At 71.5% G+C, this 20,823-nt stretch carries 23 protein-coding genes; 7 read left to right on the top strand and 16 right to left on the bottom strand.

Annotation, left to right across the window (positions count from 1 at the left end; all coding sequences use genetic code 11):
* Positions 1-168: 168 nt before the first annotated feature.
* Positions 169-360 (top strand): hypothetical protein, encoded by a 192-nt coding sequence (locus FCI23_RS07825; protein ID WP_136722721.1) that lies wholly within the window; start codon positions 169-171, stop codon positions 358-360.
* 25 nt (positions 361-385) lie between these two features.
* Here the strand turns inward: FCI23_RS07825 and FCI23_RS07820 are convergent, their stop codons facing one another.
* A complete protein-coding gene (locus tag FCI23_RS07820; protein WP_136722720.1) occupies positions 386-733 on the bottom strand; it encodes a zinc-binding dehydrogenase in 348 nt (115 codons plus the stop codon).
* Here FCI23_RS07820 and FCI23_RS07815 point away from each other — a divergent pair.
* On the top strand, positions 726-1,019 hold the full coding sequence (locus tag FCI23_RS07815) for a 4'-phosphopantetheinyl transferase superfamily protein (RefSeq protein WP_136722719.1): 294 nt from the start codon (positions 726-728) through the stop codon (positions 1,017-1,019). The two genes, FCI23_RS07820 and FCI23_RS07815, sit on opposite strands and share 8 nt — an antisense overlap.
* Positions 1,020-1,116: 97 nt before the next feature.
* The gene (locus FCI23_RS07810) at positions 1,117-2,589 is read left to right on the top strand and encodes a glycoside hydrolase (protein WP_136722718.1); all 1,473 of its coding nucleotides are present in this window, start codon (positions 1,117-1,119) and stop codon (positions 2,587-2,589) included.
* Between the two features lie 17 nt (positions 2,590-2,606).
* Here FCI23_RS07810 and FCI23_RS07805 read toward each other — a convergent pair whose 3' ends face one another.
* The 6 genes from FCI23_RS07805 to fes all read right to left on the bottom strand — a co-directional run bounded on the left by FCI23_RS07805 (position 2,607) and on the right by fes (position 9,335).
* Positions 2,607-3,380 (bottom strand): SDR family NAD(P)-dependent oxidoreductase, encoded by a 774-nt coding sequence (locus tag FCI23_RS07805; protein ID WP_136722717.1) that lies wholly within the window; start codon positions 3,378-3,380, stop codon positions 2,607-2,609.
* A gap of 5 nt (positions 3,381-3,385) precedes the next feature.
* A complete protein-coding gene (locus FCI23_RS07800) occupies positions 3,386-4,636 on the bottom strand; it encodes a cysteine desulfurase-like protein (protein WP_136722716.1) in 1,251 nt (416 codons plus the stop codon).
* Between the two features lie 79 nt (positions 4,637-4,715).
* The gene (locus FCI23_RS07795; RefSeq protein ID WP_211265239.1) at positions 4,716-5,828 is read right to left on the bottom strand and encodes a DUF917 domain-containing protein; all 1,113 of its coding nucleotides are present in this window, start codon (positions 5,826-5,828) and stop codon (positions 4,716-4,718) included.
* Positions 5,829-5,861: 33 nt separating this feature from the next.
* Positions 5,862-6,974 (bottom strand): DUF917 domain-containing protein, encoded by a 1,113-nt coding sequence (locus FCI23_RS07790; protein ID WP_136722715.1) that lies wholly within the window; start codon positions 6,972-6,974, stop codon positions 5,862-5,864.
* A gap of 309 nt (positions 6,975-7,283) precedes the next feature.
* Complete coding sequence (locus FCI23_RS07785) at positions 7,284-8,021, bottom strand: maleylpyruvate isomerase family mycothiol-dependent enzyme (protein ID WP_136722714.1); 738 nt, start codon at positions 8,019-8,021, stop codon at positions 7,284-7,286.
* Between the two features lie 42 nt (positions 8,022-8,063).
* Positions 8,064-9,335 (bottom strand): enterochelin esterase, encoded by a 1,272-nt coding sequence (fes, locus tag FCI23_RS07780; protein WP_136722713.1) that lies wholly within the window; start codon positions 9,333-9,335, stop codon positions 8,064-8,066.
* Between the two features lie 172 nt (positions 9,336-9,507).
* On the opposite strand from fes, the gene FCI23_RS07775 reads away from it, so the two are divergent.
* Positions 9,508-10,689 carry a tetratricopeptide repeat protein gene (locus FCI23_RS07775; RefSeq protein WP_136722712.1) on the top strand — a complete coding sequence of 394 codons (1,182 nt, stop codon included), beginning with the start codon at positions 9,508-9,510 and terminating at the stop codon, positions 10,687-10,689.
* A 57-nt stretch (positions 10,690-10,746) separates the two neighbouring features.
* On the opposite strand, the gene FCI23_RS07770 is transcribed toward FCI23_RS07775, so the two are convergent.
* Together FCI23_RS07770 and FCI23_RS07765 are read right to left on the bottom strand one after the other, a co-directional pair.
* Entirely contained in the window at positions 10,747-11,715 is a 969-nt protein-coding gene (locus FCI23_RS07770) for a ketopantoate reductase family protein (RefSeq protein ID WP_136722711.1), read from the bottom strand.
* Between the two features lie 97 nt (positions 11,716-11,812).
* Complete coding sequence (locus tag FCI23_RS07765; RefSeq protein ID WP_136722710.1) at positions 11,813-12,202, bottom strand: helix-turn-helix transcriptional regulator; 390 nt, start codon at positions 12,200-12,202, stop codon at positions 11,813-11,815.
* 174 nt (positions 12,203-12,376) lie between these two features.
* On the opposite strand from FCI23_RS07765, the gene FCI23_RS07760 reads away from it, so the two are divergent.
* Positions 12,377-13,156, top strand: a complete 780-nt coding sequence (locus FCI23_RS07760; protein WP_246143525.1) for a SigB/SigF/SigG family RNA polymerase sigma factor — start codon at positions 12,377-12,379, stop codon at positions 13,154-13,156.
* A 267-nt stretch (positions 13,157-13,423) separates the two neighbouring features.
* Positions 13,424-13,843 (top strand): SseB family protein, encoded by a 420-nt coding sequence (locus tag FCI23_RS07755; RefSeq protein WP_136722708.1) that lies wholly within the window; start codon positions 13,424-13,426, stop codon positions 13,841-13,843.
* Between the two features lie 7 nt (positions 13,844-13,850).
* Here the strand turns inward: FCI23_RS07755 and FCI23_RS07750 are convergent, their stop codons facing one another.
* Positions 13,851-15,419, bottom strand: a complete 1,569-nt coding sequence (locus tag FCI23_RS07750; protein WP_136722707.1) for a bifunctional phosphatase PAP2/diacylglycerol kinase family protein — start codon at positions 15,417-15,419, stop codon at positions 13,851-13,853.
* A 183-nt stretch (positions 15,420-15,602) separates the two neighbouring features.
* Between FCI23_RS07750 and FCI23_RS07745 the strand changes: the two genes are divergently transcribed.
* On the top strand, positions 15,603-16,802 hold the full coding sequence (locus tag FCI23_RS07745; protein WP_136722706.1) for a pyridoxal phosphate-dependent aminotransferase: 1,200 nt from the start codon (positions 15,603-15,605) through the stop codon (positions 16,800-16,802).
* On the opposite strand, the gene FCI23_RS07740 is transcribed toward FCI23_RS07745, so the two are convergent.
* The 6 genes from FCI23_RS07740 to FCI23_RS07715 all read right to left on the bottom strand — a co-directional run bounded on the left by FCI23_RS07740 (position 16,774) and on the right by FCI23_RS07715 (position 20,681).
* Positions 16,774-17,400, bottom strand: coding sequence for a DedA family protein (locus FCI23_RS07740; protein ID WP_136722705.1), 627 nt, complete (start codon positions 17,398-17,400; stop codon positions 16,774-16,776). The two genes, FCI23_RS07745 and FCI23_RS07740, sit on opposite strands and share 29 nt — an antisense overlap.
* On the bottom strand, positions 17,397-18,170 hold the full coding sequence (locus FCI23_RS07735) for an MBL fold metallo-hydrolase (RefSeq protein WP_136722704.1): 774 nt from the start codon (positions 18,168-18,170) through the stop codon (positions 17,397-17,399). The genes FCI23_RS07740 and FCI23_RS07735 overlap by 4 nt, the downstream gene beginning before the upstream one ends.
* Before the next feature lie 123 nt (positions 18,171-18,293).
* Entirely contained in the window at positions 18,294-18,629 is a 336-nt protein-coding gene (locus FCI23_RS07730; RefSeq protein WP_136722703.1) for a histone-like nucleoid-structuring protein Lsr2, read from the bottom strand.
* Between the two features lie 120 nt (positions 18,630-18,749).
* Positions 18,750-19,352, bottom strand: coding sequence for a hypothetical protein (locus tag FCI23_RS07725; protein ID WP_136722702.1), 603 nt, complete (start codon positions 19,350-19,352; stop codon positions 18,750-18,752).
* 276 nt (positions 19,353-19,628) lie between these two features.
* The gene (locus FCI23_RS07720; RefSeq protein WP_136722701.1) at positions 19,629-19,817 is read right to left on the bottom strand and encodes a hypothetical protein; all 189 of its coding nucleotides are present in this window, start codon (positions 19,815-19,817) and stop codon (positions 19,629-19,631) included.
* Positions 19,818-19,829: 12 nt separating this feature from the next.
* Positions 19,830-20,681, bottom strand: a complete 852-nt coding sequence (locus tag FCI23_RS07715; RefSeq protein ID WP_136722700.1) for a helix-turn-helix domain-containing protein — start codon at positions 20,679-20,681, stop codon at positions 19,830-19,832.
* Positions 20,682-20,823 lie beyond the last annotated feature (142 nt).

Genomic DNA, 20,823 nt, shown 5'->3' with positions numbered 1-20,823 from the left:
CCGCGGACGGGGCCAGGCCGATGCCGCAACGCCCCGGCGTGCCGTTCAGCCCGCGGTGATACCCGGCAGGCATGACAGGGGCCGGACCAGGTCCTGGACGGCGGCTCCGGACGGCGGCCAGAGCCGGCAGTGTTGTACTCGCCTCGAGGCACTGGTTCACCGGCGACCGTGTCCGCCACTGACCTCTGGCAGGGCGTCAACCGCGAGCGCGGCCTGGCCCTGCTGGGCGAACAGGGCGACCGGAACGTGGCCGTCGGCACCCGTATCGACTGGACCGGGCCGGACCGCACCGCAAGGGCGGTCGAGGCCTTCCGGGCCGCCGGGGCCGAGGACCTCGCCAGTCGCGTCGCTGCCGGGTAGGGCTCGCTCCGGCGTGTCGAGTCTTTCAGAGCAGCAGGAGAACGCGGCCGAGCTGGGACCGCTCTTCGAGCAGCCGGTGCGCCGCGGCTGCCTCGGTGAGCGGGAGGCGGGCGTGCACGGCCGTGCGCAGTTGTCCGGCCGTCGAGTAGTCGGCGACTTCGGTCATTTCCTGGCGGGCCTGCTCGGGGGCGGCCGCGCGCCAGGCGGTGAGGGAGAACCCGGTCACGGACTTCAGGGCGAAGAGGCTGGTGACGGGGAGGCTGGTCAGCTCGCCGCTCGCGACTCCGTAGACCACGACCCGGCCGAACGGCGCCAGCACGTCGAAGCTCCGCTGCAGGGTCTCGCCGCCGACGGAGTCGAGGACGATGTCCACACTGCCGTCGGCTGAGGCGGCCGGAGAACTGGCGTCCGTCCTTCACTCCCGGGAGACCGCCGAACTCGCAGTGCTCGCCCCGCCGGAGCGCCGTGCTGCCTTCGGCCGTTGCTGGGCCCGTAAGGAGGCCTACCTCAAGGGCACCGGTGCCGGTCTCGCGGGTGGCACCGAGGTCACATATGTCGGGACCGGGGTCCGCCCGGCGCCGGTGGAGGGGTGGACGGTGTCCGACGTGTCCGTCGACGAGGGATACGCGGCGGCTGTCGCACTATCAGCACCCCTTTAGAAAACCCCGAGAGAAAGTCGCGTCACGCCTATCGACAAACCCCTGCCCCCGCCCCGACCCTCATCGAGGGACGACACAGGCGACACAGGAGGGGCTCATGGTGAGACGCAGAACACTGCTGACAGCCGCCGGGGGCACGCTACTTGGCAGCGCACTGGCAACAGGAACGGCCCACGCCGACAGCACCATCGCGGTTAACCCCGCCATCTCCTACGGAAGTTGGGAAGGCTGGGGCACCTCGCTCGCCTGGTGGGCCAATGTCTTCGGGGCGCGGGACGACTTCGCGGACGTCTTCTTCACCACGAAGTCTGTGCTCTACAACGGGACTTCGCTGCCCGGACTCGGCCTGAACATCGCCCGCTACAACCTCGGCGGTTGCAGCTGGAACAGCTACAACGGCGAGTCGATGGCCGTATCGCCCAACATCCCCGCCTTCAAGCAGATCGAGGGCTACTGGCACGACTGGGCGAGCGAGGACCCGGCCTCCTCGTCCTGGGACTGGAGCTCCGACGCCACGCAGCGGGCGGCGCTGGTCAAGGCCGCCCAGCGCGGGGCGATCAGCGAGCTGTTCTCGAACTCGCCGATGTGGTGGATGTGCGCCAACCACAATCCGTCCGGGGCCTCCGGCGGCGGCAACAACCTCCAGTCCTGGAACTACCGCCAGCACGCCTCCTACCTGGCGACCGTGGCCCGTCACGCCAAGGACAACTGGGGCGTCAGCTTCACCTCCGTCGACCCCTTCAACGAGCCGTCGTCCAGCTGGTGGACGGCCGCCGGCAGCCAGGAGGGCTGCCATGTGGACGCGTCCATCCAGGCCACCGTCCTCGGATATCTGCGCAGCGAGCTCGACAGCCGCAGCCTGACCGGCACTGTCATATCCGCCTCGGACGAGACCAACTACGACCTGGCCCGCACCACCTGGAACTCCTTCGGCTCGTCCACCAAAGCGCTGGTCAACCGGGTCAACGTGCACGGCTACCAGGGCTCCGGCGGCCGTCGCGACCTGCTCTACACGGATGTCGTCACCACGGCGAGCAAGGGCCTGTGGAACTCCGAGACCGGCGACGGCGACGCCACCGGCCTCACCCTCGCCTCAAACCTCTGCCTCGACTTCCGCTGGCTGCACCCCACCGCCTGGCACTACTGGCAGGTCATGGATCCCACCCTCGGCTGGGCGCTCATCCACTACGACGCATCGACTCTGCAGCCCGACAGCGTCCAGACCAAGTACTACGTCCTCGCCCAGTTCACCCGCCACATCCGGCCCGGCATGCGGATCATCGACACCGGTGCCGCGAACGCGGTAGCCGCGTACGACTCCGCGGCCCGCCGCCTCGTCATCGTGGCCGTAAACTCCGGCGCCGCCCAGACCATCACCTTCAACCTGTCCCAATTCACCACGGTCACCGGCGGTACCGGCGGCCTCGTCCCTCGCTGGAACACCCTCACGGCAGGCGGCGGCGACCTCTACATGTCCCACTCGGACACCTACCTGAGCGGCAAGTCGCTGGCTGTGCCCTTCGCCGCGGGGTCCGTGCAGACGCTGCAGATCGACGGCGTGACGATCTGACGCCCCGTACGCAGCGCCTACCGCTTGCGCAGCCGCAGTGACGTCCAGCTGGCGTCGGCCGTCCAGCCGCCGTCGACCGGGAGGGCGACGCCGTTGACGAAGCCGCTGCGGGCGGGGTCGGCGAGGAAGGCGACGGCGGCGGCGATGTCGCCGGGGGCGGCGAAGCGGCCCATGGGGACGCGGTCGGTGATGTCGGAGTCGGTGTAGCCGCCGGAGGCCTGGTCGGCGGCGTCCATCTCGGTCTTGACCCAGCCGGGGCAGACGGCGTTCACCCGCACCCCGCGGCCGCCCCACTCGGCGGCGAGAGTGCGGGTGAGGCCGATGAGGCCGTGCTTGCTGGCGTTGTAGGCGGCGCGGTCGGCGATGCCGTGCAGACCGGCGATGGAGGCGATGTTGACGATCGACCCGGAACCGGCGTCGAGCATCAGCCGCCCCAGCGCCCGCGACAGCAGGAACGGCCCGGTGAGATTCACCTCCAATACGCGCCGCCACTGCTCGGCGGTGGTCTCCTCGGCGGGGGAGAGCAGGGAGACGCCCGCGTTGTTGACGAGGACGTCTAGCCGCCCGAAGCGGTCGCGCACGAGGTCCGTCAGCGTGGCGACATCCGCCTCCGCCGCGACGTCGCCGACCAGGGCGATCGCCGCCGCGCCACCCAGGGCGTCCAGGGTCTCCTCCGGCTCCCGCAGATCGGCCAGAACGAGCGCGTAGCCCTCCTCGGCCAGCGCCTCGGCGACCTGGCGGCCGATGCCCTGCGCCGCCCCGGTGATCACTGCTACAGGTGGTGATGCCATGGCGGTCAGCTTCCCAGTCCGGTGGATCCGGAGGATCCGGCGAGTTCCGCGACCCCGGCGAGCAGCCGGTCCACGTCCGACCGGTCGTTGTAGTGCACCAGCCCGGCCCGGACCGCGCCGCCCGAGTCACGCAGGCCCAGCGCTCCTGTCAGCTCCCAGGCGTAGCTGTGCCCGTGCCATACGTTCACGCCCCGTCCGGCGAGGTGCTCGGCGACCTCGCCGGGGGTGCGGCCCGCCACCCGGAAGTAGGCGGTCGCGGTACGCCGGGCGGGCTTGCCGTAGAGCGTGATCTGCGGCAGCTCCTCCAGCCCGCGCAGCAGTACGCCGAAGAGCTCGCGCTCGTACGACTCCACCGCCGCCATCGAGGCAAGCAGCCGCTCGCGGCGCGAGCCCGTGCCGCCGACACCGACACCGACACCGCCGCCGAGCCCGGCCAGATGATCGACGGCGGCGGTGAGCCCGGCCAGGTCGGCGAAGGGCGCCGTGCCGGTCTCGAAGCGTTCCGGCACGCTGTCGGGGGAGGGCAGCAGCTTGTCGGGCCGGAGCGTGTCCAGCAGCGCCGGGTCGGCTACGACGGCACCGATGTGCGGGCCGGACCACTTGTAGGCACTCGTGGCGTAGAAGTCGGCCCCCAGGGCACCGGCGTCCACCGGGGCGTGCGGGGTCGCGTGCACCCCGTCCACGAAAGTCAGCGCTCCGACCGCATGTGCCTTCGCCGCGATCGCGGCGACGTCCGGCCGGGTACCGAGGATGTTGCTCGCGGCGGTGACCGCGACCAGCCGGGTGCGCTCGCCGAGCAGCGCGTCGTACTGCCCGACCGGCAGCTCACCCGTCGCCGGATCGACCTCGGCCCACCGGACCACCGCGCCCGCGCGGGCCGCGGCCTGCACCCATGGACGTACGTTCGCGTCATGGTCGAGCCGCGAGACGACCACCTCGTCCTCCGGGCGCCACGTCGCGGCGAGCGCTTGCGCGAAGCGGTACACGAGCGTCGTCGTGTTCGGGCCGAGGACCACACCGGCCGGATCGCCGCCCACCAGATCGGCGACGGCCCGCCGGGCGTCCTCGATGATCGCGTCAGAACGATGGCTGGCGGGGAAGGGCCCGCCGGTATTGCCGATCCCGGTGACGTACGCCGACGCGATGGCGTCGATGACCGCCGCCGGCACCTGGGTGCCGGCGGCGCCGTCGAGATAGGCGTATCCGTCGCGCAGGGCGGGATAGGCAGCGCGGACCGCTGCTACGTCCAAAGTCATGCGCCCAGCCTCGCTCAGAGCCGGGCCTCAAGGGAAGGGACGATCAACACACCCCGTACGGGGACGCCTGCGCCGGTCATCACATACCGCCCGCCGCGTCGGGCAGGAGCACTGCCGGGGAGTCGAGCCCGAAGGCGTTCGGGGCGACGTGCCCGATCACGTCGCCGCGCCGCCACCAGGGCGGCCCGGGCAGGACGAGGGCGATGACCTCCTCGCCGACCCTTATCGTGTCGGCGGTGCGGGGGGCGGCGGTGCGCCGGTCGAGGAGGCAGAGCAGGTCCGGGCAGCTCGCGGTGGGCTCGCCGTCCGACAGGGCGAGCAGGAATTCGTTCTCCGCTTCCAGCCGTACGACGGAGCCGGAGCCGGAGCCGTCGGCGAAGTCGATGATGCTGATGCTGCCGCGCCCGAAGCTGTGCCCGTGGCCGCGCCGGGCGATCTCCAGGACGCGGCCGGTCGCCAGCATCCGCCCGCCGAGGGCGGCGGCGATCTCCGCCGGCTCGGCCGGCCTGGGGAGGGCGGCATGGGCCCGGCCGAGGGCGAGGGCGCGGGCGAGGCTGCCGGTGGCGCTCTCCGGGGCGGCCCGGCGGAGTTCGGTCGGGGGCAGGGCGAGAGCGGCCCAGCCGCCGGTGGCGGAGAGGAAGGCGCGGGCGGTGCGTTCCAGGCCGGGGGCGCCCACATTGTCTACGACGAGGACCTGGCCGTTCGGCTCGGCAAGCGCGCACGGGGTGACCGGCAGGCCCCGTACCGCCCAGGTGAACTGGTCGAGCCGGGGCAGGGCCCGGCCCATCAGATCCGCGTCCACGAAGGGCAGCCCCAGATCGAGGGCGGCGACCAGTGCGCTGAGGCCGTTGAGGCCGCCCGCTTCCAGGGCCATCAGGGCGGTCGGCGTCTGCCAGGTCCACCGGGTGACCGCCTCGACCGCATCGCGGAACTCCCGCCCGTTGGGCAGCTTCTCCGTGAGCACGTGGGTCGCTCCGATGACCCCCACCGGCACCACCCACGCATCCGGCAGTTCGGCCGGCCGCGCCAGCGCGATCTGTCCGCCGCCGAGCCGCTGCCGCAGGACGCCCGAGAAGGTCGCCGCGTCCCCGCCGCCGCCGGAGCCCAGCAGGCTGACGCCGACGACGAGCGCGTCGACATCTGCTGGGCTGATCAGCGGTGGGCCTGCTGCCGGGTCCGGTGTGGTGGCCACGTAATCGATTCTGCCAGCTCGCTGCGCCCGCACCTATGTCCGCACGGAGCTGGTGATCTCCTCCACCGGCCGGAACGGATGATCCAGCCCGAAGCACGCCGGGCCGAAGACCGCCAGTGACTGCGGGGTGCGCATCAGTGCCGGGGCGGAGATGCCGACGACGGTCACCCGCTGGCCGTACCGCAGCCCCCCGGTCGTGATCGGCTCGGCGGTGTCCGCTTCCAGCACGCAGATCAGGTCGGGTACGACGCACCGCACCTCGCCGTCCACCAGCGCGACGAGATGCTCATTCTGGAACTGCAGTTCGAGCTGCGAGCGCCCGTCCTTCCCGGCGAACCGTGCCTTCCCGCGTGCGAAGCCCTCCACGGTGCGCCGCTCCACATCGACGGCCTTGCCCCGGAAGAGCACCCGCAGATGCGAGTACAGCGTGCCCGTCAGCGCCTCCGCCAGGCCCCGCACCGGATCGCGGTGGGCCTCCCGCGCTTCTCGTACGGACCGGCCGAGTGCCAGGGCGAGCGACAGCGTGCGCGGCACGGCCGTCCGCTTGATCTGCTCCCCGGTCATGGCGTACTCGGCGATATGCGCCACCCCGCCCAGCCGCACGGTGAGGCCCCGGGCGAGCCACTCCATCCTGCGGGTGTCGGCGCCGGTGTCCAGTACGGCGCTCTCGCCGTTCTGCCCGGCGAGAGCCATGGGGGAGCCCGGGATCCCGTAGATGTTGAAGGTCTCCATCTGCAGTTCGGGGAAGGCCCGCCCCATCCCGTCGGCGTCGACGACCGGCAGCCCGGCGCGGGCGGCGACCAGCAGCGGGATCATCGAATTGATCCCGCCGCACTCGATCGGCATCGTCGCGTCGGCGGTCCGGCCGAGGTGCCTTTCCAGCGCGCGCAGCGCCAGCTCCGGCCCGGTGCCGCGCGGGATCTGCTCCACGATCACGGTCGGCGCGCCCATCTGCGCGGTGGGGATGACGAAGATGTCGTCGTCCAGCTCGTCCGGGTCCAGCACGGTCACGGTGCGGCTGTGCTCGCGCATCGCCTGCTCCACCAGCGACCGCCCGATCAGCGGATCCCCGCCGCCGCCGGTGCCGAGGATGGCGGCGCCGCGTGCGAGGTCGGTGAGGTGCTCAGCACTCAGCGTCCAGCTCAATATGTACTCCCTGGGTGCTCGGCCACCCGCTCACACCCTTGAACTCTGCCACAGCCCACCCGCCTCCGGCCTCCGCCGGGGACCTCCTCCGTTTCACCCGCGAGCACATCCACCCACCGGGCCCCTGCCCTGCGCCCGTGGTGACGGGTAACCCGGCGTTTCCGAGCACTCGACGGCAGCTGCCGAACTGCATCGCCGCCGGCCGGGATACGGCGGTGCGCACGGGTGTCGGACTGCCGCGCGGGCCCGGGCGCCGGCCGTGACCGCATCTCCGCTCGGCCCGGTGCAGTGCAGCGCTGGGCCGAGGGATCAGTCGAGCTCCGGCCAGGCACGCAGCTGCTCGAACAGGGCACGGTCCCCGTCGACCCGCAGAGCATCCGCCGGCCGCCGGCCGTAAAGCACGAGGACCAGATCGCTGGCAGGTCCGTGGACCTGGGTGACCGGGCCGGAGGGCGGCTCGGAGGGCTCGGGGAGGTCGAGGGGCCAGGAGGGGCCTTCGGCGGAGTGGAGGGAGAGACGGGCGTAGCCGTGGGGCCAGGGGCCGGAGGAACCGATGAGGACCTGGAGGAATTCGGCCACGCCGTCAAGCGCGATGGCGGTCGGAAGGGGTTCGGGCCGGCCCGAAGTCTGCTGGGCGTCGAAGGCGTGCACGGCCGCTTCCTGAACCTGGTGCCGGGCGACGGCACCGGCGGTGAGCGGCGCGCCGGAAGCGCTCCACCAGGCCCAGCAGCCACGGTCGGGGCCCGCGGCCGAGAGCGCGGCGAGCAGTTCGGCGGTGGAGTCGGCGGACCAGGCCAGGAGGTCGCCCTGGGGCCTCACATCGCCGATGGCCTCCTCGTCGGGCCACTTCTCGCTGGGCCCGGCGGCGACCACGGCGGCCCAGAAGCGGTGCACCCCGCCGAGGTGCGCGACGAGGTCGTGCAGCGACCAGTCGGGGCAGCCGGGCACCCGGGCGCCCGGATCCGTGCCGGCCACGGCCCGGCGCAGGGCGGCGGACCGGTCGTCGATGAGGGAGAGGAGCTCGGGGAAGGCCGGCGTGGCTGTCATGCGGAACTCCCTACCAGCTGCCTCTGACAGTCACCGCCTGATTCAACGCCCGAGCAGATGGACCAGCCCGGTCGCCAGCTCGTCCCGCCAGGGCAGATAGTCATGACCGGCGTTGAGCTCGCGGTAGTCGACGTCGTAGCCCCTGGCCCGGAGGGCGTCCCGCAAGCGGCGGCTGGCGGGCAGCAGCACCCACTCCTGCAACCCCGCGGAGATGCGGAAACGCACCGGGCGGCGCGAGGACCGCTCCACACGGCCCGTCAGCCACTCCGCGCCGGGCCCGGCGGGCCACCAGAAGGAGCCGGACTGGACAAGGGCGTTGCCGAACCGCGTGGGGGAGCGCAGGGCGGCGTGGGCGGCGGTGAGGCCGCCGAGGCCCTGCCCGGCGAGGACGGTGCGGGCCGGGTCGTTGGTGAGCGGCCAGCGGCGGGCGGCCCAGGGGAGGAGTTCGCGCAGGAGGTAGTTGGTGAAGCGGCTGTCGCAGGTGAGTTCGTCCCAGCGGACGTCGCTGTCGAGCGAGTCCGGCAGCAGGGCGGCCAGCGGCGGGAGGCGGCCGTCGGCTATGAGGTTGTCGAGGAGGTTGGAGATGCCGAGTTCCGGCTGCCACATCTCGCCGTCGAGGAGGACGAGGACCGGCAGATCGGCGAGATCCTCGTAGCCGGCGGGGGTGTACACCCACACGCGGCGCCAGTTGCGCAGGTTCGCGCTGCGCATCGTATGGACGGAGACCTCGCCGCGCGGGATGCCGTCGTGCGGCTCCCAGTCCGAGGGGTGGCCCGGGGCGTCCGGGAGGGCGACGACGGAGAGCGGCTCGCCGCCCCAACGGCGGGGGAAGGCGGCGGGGTTGAACGGGTCACGGCGGTGCTGTGTGCTGAGCCACTGGTGGTAGTCCGGGCTTGGGCCCTGTCTCGCGCCCTGTCTTTGGCCGTCGTCCACGCAGAGGGTGTACGTCGCGCGCCAGTCGGTGCGCATCCGGATCGACCAGTGCCATATGTCGGTGTCGGGGACGCGATCCATGAGGTTGCCGGACAGGTCGTGGGGATCGGCGAGTTCGTTCGGAAGGACGAGGACCGCCCGGGTCGCCTTCGTACCGCGCCAGAGGAAGGTGACGATCGCGTGGTCCGGGTCGCCGTCGGCGGGCTCGATGAGCGGGGTGCCCTCGGTCTCGGCGGTGCGCCAGAAGTCTGCGGCCTTACCGGGTGCCGCGCTGAGCGCGGCGATACGGGGGCTGGTCGCGCGTTCCACGGGGGCGGGCGGGGGTATGTGCGGGGGCCGGGCCGGCACACCGGTCGGTGGCCTCCAGGGGTCAGACAGCATGATCGGCAAACCCTCCTGGCCGCGTCCTCGGGTAAAGAGACCCTAAAGTCAGGGGCACCTTACCTTGAAGCCCTGGTGCGGTGGCTACAGAGCTGGGAAAAGCCCTGTTCAGGTAGGCCGGAACCAGCTTCGATGGTCTCACGTGCCCGTCGGAACCTTTGAGAGGCGTGCCTTGGCAACCATTGTGCGACGTACCACCCTCACCCTCCCCGCCGCTCCGCCCGGTCCCGGGAGCCCGCTGCCCGACCTCGGCGCGCTGCCCGTACGCCGCCGCCCCGACCGCCACACCAGCCTCCCCAGCCCCGTCGCCCTCGACGCGATCGTCGTTGAGAGCGACCGCCTGCGCGCCATCGTCCTGCCTACCCTCGGTGGCCGCCTCCATTCGCTCTCCCACAAGCCGTCCGGGCGTGAACTCCTGCCCGCCGAGGACGCCGCCCATGTCCAGGACCGTATCTACGGCTTCCTGCCGTCCCCCGGACCCGGGCTCCACGCCGCAAGCGTCCCTGCCCCCGGCGGCGGCGAGCTGCTCCGGCTGTGGGAGTGGGAGCAGCCCGACGACCTGCCGTTCCACATCGATTTATGGCTTCCTGACGGCTCCGACGTCCTTTACGCGGCCGTACGCGTCCGCAATCCGCACGATCGCTCGGTTCTGGTCGACGGATGGCCCGACGCGGCCGTCCCAGGCGGCGGCGACCCCGTCCGGAACCCCGTCGGCAAGCGCTCCCGCCTGCAGAGCGGCGCGGAGATCTCCTGGCTGGAGGCGTACGGTCCGTCCGCCGCCGAGGCGTCGCTCGACGCGGTGCACGAGGCTTGGCTGCCCGTGGCCGACACCGAACCCAAGGAGTCCCTCGCCACCGGCTCCGGCTGGGGCGCCCTCGAGGTCGAACGCGGCCGGTTCCGGCTGCCCGGCACCCCCTTCGCCCCGTCGACACTCGGCGAGGAGCAGAAGCCATGGCTGGGGCTGCTGCTCGCGGGCATCTTCCCGAGGCCGCCCAGGAACGCGCCGCCCGGTCGGCCCCTCGTCTCGCCCCAGTGGCGCGAACTCCTGGAGACCGCCGACACCTACTCCGGGAACGAGTGGTACCTGGAGTACTACCTCGGCCTCGCCCAATGGCACGCCGGCGACCGCGCCCAGGCCATCCGCAGCTGGGAACGGTCTGCCGCCCGCCACCCGGGCTGGGCCGCGCTGCGCGCTCTCGCCTTCGCCGACCAGGAGTCCGGCAACGCCGCCCGCGCCACAGAGCGCTACCTCGCCGCCATCGCCGACGCCGAACGGGCGCCGCACGCCGAGATCCTGACCGCGCTGCGCCGCGAAGCGGCCGCCGTCACGCCCAGCCTGTCCAGGAGAAGCTGAGGACCGCACCGCCGCACCGAGTTGTGCGGCGGCACCTCGACATCGGGACATGAGGAATCAGGACACGAGCGCCGCCAGCTCACCGGCCGTCAGGGTGCCTGGCCGGCGGCGCTCGCGGGCAAAGGAGTTCGCCGTCCGCTGCAACACCTCATTGACCGGTGTCGGCACCCCGTGCGCCCGCCCGAGCAGCACGATCTCCCCGTTCAAGAAGTCCGCCTCGATCGATCCCGTACCACGCGTGAGGCTCTGCCAGGACGAACCCCCGCCCGGCTCCGCCCCCTCGACCGTCGCCGGCCGGAGCCGGTCGCCCCGGGTCTCCGCCAGCTCGGCCGCGCCGGCATACCGGATGCCGGCGGCGGCCAGCACCGCCTCGCCCTCGGCCACCGCCCGCAGCAGCAGCTCCCGCCGGTCCGCACCGTCGTCCTGGCCGCACACCGCCTCCAGCGCGTTGGCGAGGTTGGCCAGCAACTTGGCATACTTCCAGCGCATCACGTCCGCCACGACGGGCGCCAGCATGCCCGAGGCCTCCAGATCCGCGGCGATGAGCTTCGCGGTCGCGTCACTGCCCGACGGATAGCGGCCGATGTGCAGGATGCCCGCGTGCGGAGCGGACGGCGCCACGACCACGCCCGGCTGCAGATACGTCGACGGCATCCACACGCACATCCCGTAGACCTGCCGGAACCTGCGCAGTGCCAACCGCTCGTTCTCCACACCGTTCTGCGCGCAGACCAGCGGCAGTTCGCTGCCCCTGGCCGACCAGGCGTCCAGCGCCGCCTCGCTGTCCTGCGTCTTGACCGCCAGCACCAGGACATCGTCCTCGCGCGGTTCGAGCGCCTGCGGCCCGTCGACCACGGCTACCGGCAGGTGCGAAGTGCCGTCAGGCCGCATCAGCCGCAGCCCTTCCGTGCGCAGCGCCTCGTAATGCGCACCCCTCGCCACGAGGACGACTTCGCGCCCGCTCTTGTGCAGCAGCCCGCCGATGACCCCGCCGACCGCTCCGGCCCCAATGACTATGTATCGCATTGTCCGAGCGTCGCACGAAGCCGGAGGGCCGCGCCGACCGCACTCGGCCTCGCGGGCAACCGGCTCACGCTTCGGCGCGGTTGTCCGGCGGCCGCTGTCACCGTGGTCCGGGGCGATGCCCCTGCCCGTCGCGTTGGGCGGGGCGGTGGGTGTCCTGGCCGGGGAGGCCGGACGGCTCGTCCTCTGTCTCGCGCCGGGTGAAGACGGAGAGCAGGCCGCCGATGGCGTGGCCGGCCTCCGCGGGGTGGCGGAATTTGCCGCTCGGCTCGATCGTGTAGCGGTTCCGGCGGCCGACCCGGGTCCGTGTCAGATAGCCGGACGCCTCAAGGTCGGCGACGATTGACTGGGTGGCGCGTTCGGTGATGTGAGCCGCGGCTGCCACGTCCCGCAGCCGGGCGTCGGGGTCGCGGGCAAGTTCCAACAACACTCGGGCGTGGTTCGTCAGGAATGTCCAGCGGCTTTTGGAAGAAGGGTCGGAGGTGGCCATGGGGTCCGTCGTGCGGTGCGTAGTTCAGATGTCACGGGCTGTGGTGAGGCCCTCGTTGTGCGATCTCTTTATGGCGAATCGCGATTCACGTATCCATTGACAGGTTACCGGCTGCGGACGACCATCGAAAAGGGTTAAAAGGGCTATATGGGTCGGAGGGAGGACATCGTGGATATGTCGACGGGAGTGGCGACCACCGACGAAGCCCGCGGACTCTCCAAAGTGATGTTTGCCCGGCTGGGGGAGCTGGAGGAGGGTACGCCGGAGTTCCAGTACGTGCGCAATACGCTCATCGAGCTCAACCTCACCCTGGTGCGGTACGCCGCCAGGCGCTTCCCCTCCCGTAGCGCCCAGGCCGAGGACATCGCCCAGGTGGGCACGATCGGCCTGATCAAGGCTGTAGACCGGTTCGATCCGGCGCGCGGTGTCGAGTTCACGACCTTCGCGCTGCCGACCATCCTCGGCGAGATAAAACGATTCTTCCGTGACACCAGCTGGGCCGCGCACGTCCCGCGCCGGCTCCAGGAAGCGCGCATCTGCCTCGCGCGCGCCGAGGAATCTCTCGGCAAGTCCCTCGGCCGTGACCCGACCGACGCCGAGCTCGCCGACGCCATGCACATCACCGAGGCCGAGGTCGCCGAAGCGCGGGCCGTCGCGGACAGCGCCTATACGGCTTCCTCGCTCGACGCCGTGAGCACCGCCGACGACGCGGAGGGAACGCTGGGCGAGCACTTGGGCCTGACCGATCCCCGTATGGATCGCGTCGATGACCTCGTCAGCCTCAAACCGCTGATCGCGAGCCTCGGCGAGCGGGACCGGGCCATCCTCGCGATGCGCTTCGGCGCCGAACTGACCCAGTCCGAGATCGCCGACGAGCTGGGCGTCTCCCAGATGCACGTCTGCCGCCTGCTCAAGCGGATCCTCGCCACGCTCCGCGAGGGACTCCTCGCGTAGAGCCTGTCCGGCCGCCGCGGTTGACATACCTCCCCCCGCTACCTCCCCCGGCCTTCGGCCGGGAGGTGCCCCAGGAGGTGCCCCCGACGGTAGCTGGGGGAGGAAAATCAGCTGCAGCGGCCGGGGCAGGCCCCGGCCGTGCACGGCCGGGGCAGGGCCTGAACTTTCCGTGGTTTCCGCCGGAGAACCCGCATGGTCCGCCCGACCATGGGTACGCGCCGCAGCTCAGAAGCATTGCGGAAAGACGACTCCGAGAGGAACCCCGCCATGACCGACGCAAACCCCAATGCCAACCCCAACGGTTCACTGCAGCCGGCGCAGGCCGCGCTCCATGACATCGCCGAGCACGGCGACAACGCTGCCGCTCTCAGCACACTGGCGGTGAGCGAAGTCCTCCTGCCCGTCCCCGGCGGCCCCGAGGAGGAAGCGGAGCCCGAGGCGCAGGCGCTCCAGCTTCCCGTCTACGAGCAGGAGGACGGCACCAGGCTCGTGCCGGTGTTCACCTCCGAGGTGCGGCTGGTCGAAGCCCTGCCCGACGCGCGCAGCTACCGGGTGGTGCCGCTCGCGGTGCTCAGCAGCAGCTGGCCCTCGGACGACCTCACGCTCTCCATCGACGCCGGGAACCCGGACACGCTCACCATTGGCGGCCCCGGGGTCCGGGCGCTGGCCGGACTGTCCGGCGCCTGACCGGCGCTCACGACGGACGGTAGACGGTCAGCGCACGGCCGGCCTTCTCCAGCGTCAACGAGCTGGGCGCGGGCGTCACCTCGCCGTCGTAGGCGAGGTGCGTGCCCGCGCCCAGACCGCTGATCCGCAGCCTCCGTACCGACGCGGCCGAGTAGACCGGCGAGCGGGTGAGCGCCCCGGTCGCGGCCGCAGCGAGCAGACGGGTACGGGCGAAGCGCCCGCCGTCGACGATCCGTACGTCCAGGAGACCGTCCGCCAGGTCGTGGCGGCGCACCGGCGCGAGCCCCAGGCCCCGGTACGAGCAGTTTCCCGCGAACACCAGCCACACCGACCGCCGCCGTCCGTTGATCTCCAACCGCAGGGGCTCCGCGGTCCGCAGCACACTCACCGCCGCCAGCACTCCGGCCGGCCAGGTGCCCACCCGCCGCTCCCAGCGCTCCCGGTACCGCACCAGCTCCGGGTAGGCGCCGAGGCTGAACGTGTTGAGGAACGGCACCTCCTCCGGCCCCGCCCACGCTCCCTCCGGGCGGATGCGGCCCACATCGACGGCGACCGCGCCGCCCGCCTCCACCGCGCGTGCCGTGTCCGCCACTGTCCTGACGCCGAGATCCAGGGCGAAGTGGTTGAACGTACCGCCCGGGAACACCGCCAGCGGCACCCCATGGCGCATCGCTGCCGCCGCCGCGACGCCCACGGTGCCGTCACCCCCGTACACCCCGAGCGCGCCGCCCTGCTCCGCCGCCCGCCGGGCGGCCTTCTCCAGCAGCTGCCCCAGACCGTCACCCTCCGCCCGCACCGTCACCTCCGCGTGCGGCAGCGCCGCCGTGAGCCGCTCGGCGGGCAGCGCCAGGGCCCGCTCGGCGGTCCCGGAAACGTCTGCGGCCGGTGGGCCGCCGGTCCGGCGGCAGATGGAACGCAGCCGCCGGACCGGCTCCGGCAGCACGAACTGCCCGGACGCGGCGTTGACGACCACGAACAGCCCCCGGCCGCGAGGCAGCCTCGGCGCCTCGGCGCCCGGCGCGGGCACCCGGGCCGGGCCGGGCGGGGGACCGGCCGGTACCAGTGCGCGTACCGCGATGGCCGCCCCGGCGCCGATCGCCGCCCCGGCCAGCACATCGCCCGGATAGTGCACGCCCGTGTAGATCCGCGAAAACGCCACCGACCAGGCCACCGGCGCCACCGCCGTGCCCCAGCGCCGTGACTCCAGGAACACCCCCGTCGCGAAGGCCGCCGCCGATGCCGAATGCCCCGACGGGAACGATGTCGTGAACGGCTGCCGTGCCAGCCGCCGGATCACCGGCACCCCGTCCAGCAACGGCCGCGCCCGCCCTACCGACCTCTTCCCGACCGTATTCACCACCGCCGACGCCACCGCCAGCGACCCCACCCCCCGCAACGCCGCCCGCCGCCCCCGGTGCCCCCCCACTGCCGCGATACCGGCCGCCACCCCGAACCACAACAGCCCATGATCCGCACTGCGGCTCAGCCGTGGCAGCACCCCCTCCGCCAACGGCCATTTGCGCGCCGCCACCTGCTGGAAGACCCGGCTGTCCCATTCACCCACACGACGTTTCATGCGTCTGCAGCTACCCGCCTCGCGCACCCTGATACCGCCCCGCACCCCCGAACGGCCCAGCCGCCCGCCCGCGCGGCACCGGCTTGCCACCGCCGCCCCGGCGCCCTGTGACCGTGCGGCTTCCCCCGCCCCGCACCCTGTGTCGGACCCTCCCGGCGCCCCGCGGGATGCCAAGGTGACTGGATGCCCCTGTTCGACCCCCGCCGGCCCGGCCCTCTGTACGACCTCCGGCCCGATCCCGGCCTGCCCGTGCCCCCGTACTGGGCGGCGCATCTCACGGCCGACGCCCCGCACGAACCCGTCGGGGGCGGCCCGGAGCTCCGTGCGGCCGCCGCCGGGTACTGGGAGCGGCGCGGCCTGCCGACGGACCCGGGGCAGGTCCTGGCCGGGCCCGGCGCGGAGCCGCTGCTGGTGGCGCTGCTCGCGGTGACCGGCGGGGACGCCGTGGTCACGCGTCCGGCCGCCGCGTGGCACTCGTCCGGGGCCCGGTTGCTGGGACGCCGGGTGCTCACGGTCCGGACCCCGGCGGAGGGCGGCGGCGCCCCGGACCCGTTCGCGCTGCTCGAAACCGTCACCAGGGCACGGGAGGAGGGCGCCGACCCCCGGGTCCTGGTTCTGTCGGCCGCCGACGACCCGACGGGCACCGTCACCCCGCCCGAGCTGCTGCACGAGGTCTGCGAGGCGGCGGCCGGCGCGGGCCTGCTCATCGTCTCCGACGAGAGCTACTACGACACCGTCCACGACGGCCACCACACCGTCCTGCTCAGCCCGGCCGAAATGCTCCCCGACCGCGTCGTCGTCCTCACCGACCTCGCCGCCGGCCTCGTCCCTTCCGGCCGGCCCGTCGCCCTCGCCCGCTTCCCCGGCGCCGAGCTGTCCGACCTGGCCGCCCGTACGCTGCTCGCCTGCGCCGAGTTGCGCTCCGTACTCCCAGCCCCGGTCGCCCCGGCCGTCAGCTACGCCCTCGCCGAGCCGGACGACGTACGCGATTTCCTCGCCGCAGCCACCCGCCTGCACGCCACCGTCACCGCCGCCGCGCACCGCATCGTCACCACCACCGGCGCCCTGTGCCTGCCGCCCGAGGCCGGCTTCCACCTCTACGCCGACTTCGGTCCGCTCCACACCGGCCGGGCCGCTTCCGCCGCCGCCCTCGAACGGGATCTCACTGCCCGGCTCGGCCGCCCTGTCCTTGGCGGTCACCGGTTCGGCGACGACCCCGCCGCCCCGCGCGTCCGCATCGACACCGGCCCCCTGCACGGCGTCACCGACGGCGAGCGCCGCGCCGCCCTGGAGTCCCCCGAGCCGCTCGCACTCCCGCACGTGGCAGCCGCTTTGGCGGATCTCGCCGCCGCTCTCACACTCGTTCCCGGCGCACCCGCTTGACTATCTGCGGCGTTACGGAGATGAGCAGCGTCAGCCCCACCGCCAGCGCCACCCCCTCCCAGGGCTCGGGGAACAGCGACCCGCCCAGAATCCCGACCAGCTGATACGCCGCCGCCCACGCCAGGCAGGCCGGCATATCCCCCCGTATGAAACGCCGCAACGGCATCTCCGCCAGCAGACACGCCAGCATCACCGGTATCCGTCCGGCCGGCACCAGCCGAGACAGCACCAGCACCGTCACCCCGTGCTCATCCAGCTTCCGCTGCGCCGCCTTCAGCCGCTCCGGCTCCGCCCGCGTCCGCAACTGCTCCAGCCACCGCGAACCATTCTTGGACCGCACCCCCCGGTACCCCAGCCAGTACAGCCCCACATCCCCGATGAACGCCGCCAGTGACGCCACGCCGAATACCAATGCGAGTGAAAACGGTGGGTCCGACTGGTGAAACGCCACAACCGCCGCCCCGCTCACCAACGCCCCCGTCGGCACCACCGGGACCAGCGAGCCAAGCACCACCAGAACGAACAGCGTCGGATACCCCACCACCTGACGCGTGGAATCCGGGTCCGTCGACGCCTGCTCCGCCAGGAACCGAATCACCCGGCAGCCTCCAGCCGCACGCTCTCCCCGTGCTCCAACCGGTGCACCGCTATTCCCGGCGCCACCTCCCGCGCCAGCCGTACGAACTCCTCGCCCGGCGCGTAGAACTCATGCGGCCGCACCGCGTCCATCCCGATCGGCCAGTACGTCCCGTAATGGATCGGCACCGCGGCCCTCGGCCCCAGCCGCACCAGCGCCTCCGCCGCCCGCGCCGGATTCAGATGCCCCTCGCCGAGAAACGGCCCCCAGCCGCCCACCGGCAGCAACGCCACATCACACGCCCCGACCGCTTCCGCCATTCCCTCGAACAACCCCGTATCGCCCGCGAAGTACGTGACGGCCTGCCCCTCCACCACATACCCCAGCGCCTCCGCCCGCTGCGACCCGAACGGCAGCCTCCGGCCGTCATGCGCCGCCGGCACCGCCCTCACCTTCACCCTCCCCACCTTCACCTCGTCCCCCGCCGCCACCTCCACCAACTCCAGCCCCGTCAACCTTCCCAATCCCCGCACCGCCCCCACCGCCCCCTTCGGCAGCACCACCTTCGTCCCTGGCGCCAGCCGCCCCAATGACCCCACATGCAAGTGATCCGAGTGCAGATGCGACACCACCACCACATCCGCCACTCCGGCCCCCACCGGCGGCACCATTCCCCCGCGCCTCCGCAAATGCGCCAGCCTCCGTACGAACAACGGATCGGTCAGCACTCGCACCCCCGAGTCCACCACCGTCACCGTGGCATGCCCCCACCACGTAATTTCCACCACCAGGGCCTCCTCGCGTCCCGCCCGAGCCTACGGCGCCGCTGCTCCCGGCTGGGCGATCAGGTCGAGGACGTCAAAAACCCCCGGCTGCGCGCAAGGCGCCGCCGGGGGCTGCGAGCTGCCGTCCCTTCAGTGGGCGGCGGAGTACTTGTCCAGCACATTCCTGGGCACACGTCCGCGCGGGCTGACCTCAATACCCTGGGACCTGGCCCACTCACGGACCTTCCCGGCGTCCGGACCGTTACTGACCGACTGCGCACGCCTGGACTGGGCGCCCTTCACAGACCCGGTCTTTCGACCTGCGCTGAGGTAGGGACCGAGCGCGTCAAGGAGCTCCTGGTAGTTGTCGGCTCCGAGGTCAATTTCGTAACCGACACCGTCCACCTCGAAGGTATGGGTCGAAATGTCCGCCCCCTCTTCCCCGGTGATGTCGTCCGTAAAGAGTGTGACTATCCGCTGAGCCATTGTAAGTATTCCTCTCCTGGGCGGGCGGAGGAATCCTACACTGAGCGCGTAACCTATCGGAACAGCTCTCTTCCCCGGTGGACCGACGAGTGGGGGCGGCGGTGAGTCGGATCGACTGCCCTATGCGCTCTGAGATGGCGGAGCCTTCGGAGGCTCCCACGGATACTTGGGAGTCCGAGGTTCCTCGGTGCCTACTTCCGACTGGAACCCGGCGGCCCCTGATGAAGTGCCGCCTGCTTCCGGGCCGGTATGCGCTCGGCCCCGGCCCTCGCTGGGGACACGATCCAATATCGGCGTCAGGGCCAGGAAGCACACGGTTGCCAGTGCGAATACGAAGCCGAGCCACAATCCGACCCCGACGGACAGAGCGCCCCCCGGCCCACTCTGGTCGATCAGGTCGGACACGTCACCGATCTTGATGATATAGATGGTCAGGAGACACGCTGCCGGTATCAAGGCGAAGGTGGCGTACCTCGGGCGATCCACCACCAGTGCGCAGTAGATCAACAGGATTACCGCCAGGACCATCACGATAATCAGGGCCGGCCCGGTGATCTGCATGTTCCTCCCGAAGGCATTCAGGGTGACGAAGCCGGATACCCACGGCACGAAAAGCATGATGAAGCTCAGCAACGCTGTCGCTCCAGCGGCCAGCAACGGCCAGTCGCGAGCGGCGTTCAAACGCACCGAAAAGCGCGAACGGGACGGACTGGGATTCGTCATGATTCTCCCATCCTGCGAGGACGCACGACCCGCGCGGCGATCGGGGGTCTGAGCCACGACCGCTGTCCCCGCCGGGCCTGACGCGGCTCACGGTCGCGCGGGCGACGCGGCGCGATGTGGGGACCTCCAACAACCTTCAGCATGCGCCGAACGCGAACCAGCTGCATGTTGATCACGCCCTGGCCGGTGCGTGAGGCCGGTCAGCGGTAAGTGCGAGGTTCTTGGCGTGAGAAAACTCAGGGTCGGCGGGCCGCTTTCCGCCGACGGGCGCCGGTATCACAAGAGGTGGTCGGCGGCGCCGTTCTTGATGGCGGTGATGAGGGCCCCGAGGGCTTCGCGGGTGTCGGTGATGTAGTCGTCGGTGTCGGTACGGCCTATGTACGCGTTGCCGAGGCCGTCCGTGCCGAGCCGGAAGCAGTTTGCGCCTTCGCTGCAGAACGGGGGGTCCCAGTGGATGTCGGGCATGCTGATTCCCTTTCAGAGTTGCTGGGCGACGGCGCGGATGAAGTCGCGTGACTTCTCAGGGGCGAGGGCCAGGCGTCCCATACGGTCCAGGAGGCCTCGGTATCGGCGGATTTGCATGTCTGCGTCTATGAAGAGGATTCCGTGGGCTGAATCGAGCTGTACGGTGTCCAGCTGCGTTACTGCGGCGGCTGCGTAAGTGATGGACTGCCCAGCGCCGGGGAAGGCCCCCGCCTCGAAGGGGATTACGCGGACTGTCGTATTGTCGCGTTCGCTCTGGCTCACGATGTGTTCAAGCTGGGCACGCGCCACCTTGCGGCCACCGAACTGCATGCGCAGGGCTGCCTCGTGGATAACGGCGGTGATAGGCGTGGGAGTGGCGCGCTCGAAGATGGCTTGGCGGCTGAGGCGGAGTTCGACTCTGGCCTCGAAATCCTGCTCAGGTAGGGGAGGATCGGCTTGGGCGTGGAGGGCTCGCGCGTGGTCCTCCGTCTGGAACAGGCCGGGGAGATGCGCGGTTACCGCGACGACCAGCTGGGTGGAGTGGTGTTCGAGCTCCGCGAGGTCCAGTAGGCCGGCGGGAAGGAGGCCTCGGTACTGCTCCCACCATCCTGTCTCGCGCTCTTGGGCCATGGCTGTGAGCAGGTCGACCAGCTCGCTGTCCGGGCAACCATAGTTGCAGGCAAGGGTCCGTACCCGGTCGGCGCTGATGGGGAAACGGCCTGCCTCGATGTTCGGAATACGGGTGCGGTTGACACCCAGGAGTGCGGCGGCCTGCTGGGTGGACATTCCCGACTGCTCGCGCAGTTTGCGCAGTTCGGCGCCCAGGCGCTGCTGCCGCGCTGTGGGCGTACTCCTTGGCGGCATGACTCCCTCTTCTGATGGCTTGTGGTCAGTCTGCCCGGATCGTGCAGAACGGTCCAACGAGGTCTGCGAAGTTCAGGGTTCCGCCGATTCGGTAGAACCGTGCTCCGGTATGTCCTACGCTCAGTGCTGCGCTTCTCACACA

The sequence above is a fragment of the Actinacidiphila oryziradicis genome (assembly GCF_005047355.1).
GTDB lineage: Bacteria > Actinomycetota > Actinomycetes > Streptomycetales > Streptomycetaceae > Actinacidiphila > Actinacidiphila oryziradicis.
Note: the sequence above shows the minus strand (reverse complement) of the source record. Positions and strands in the feature narration are given on the sequence as shown.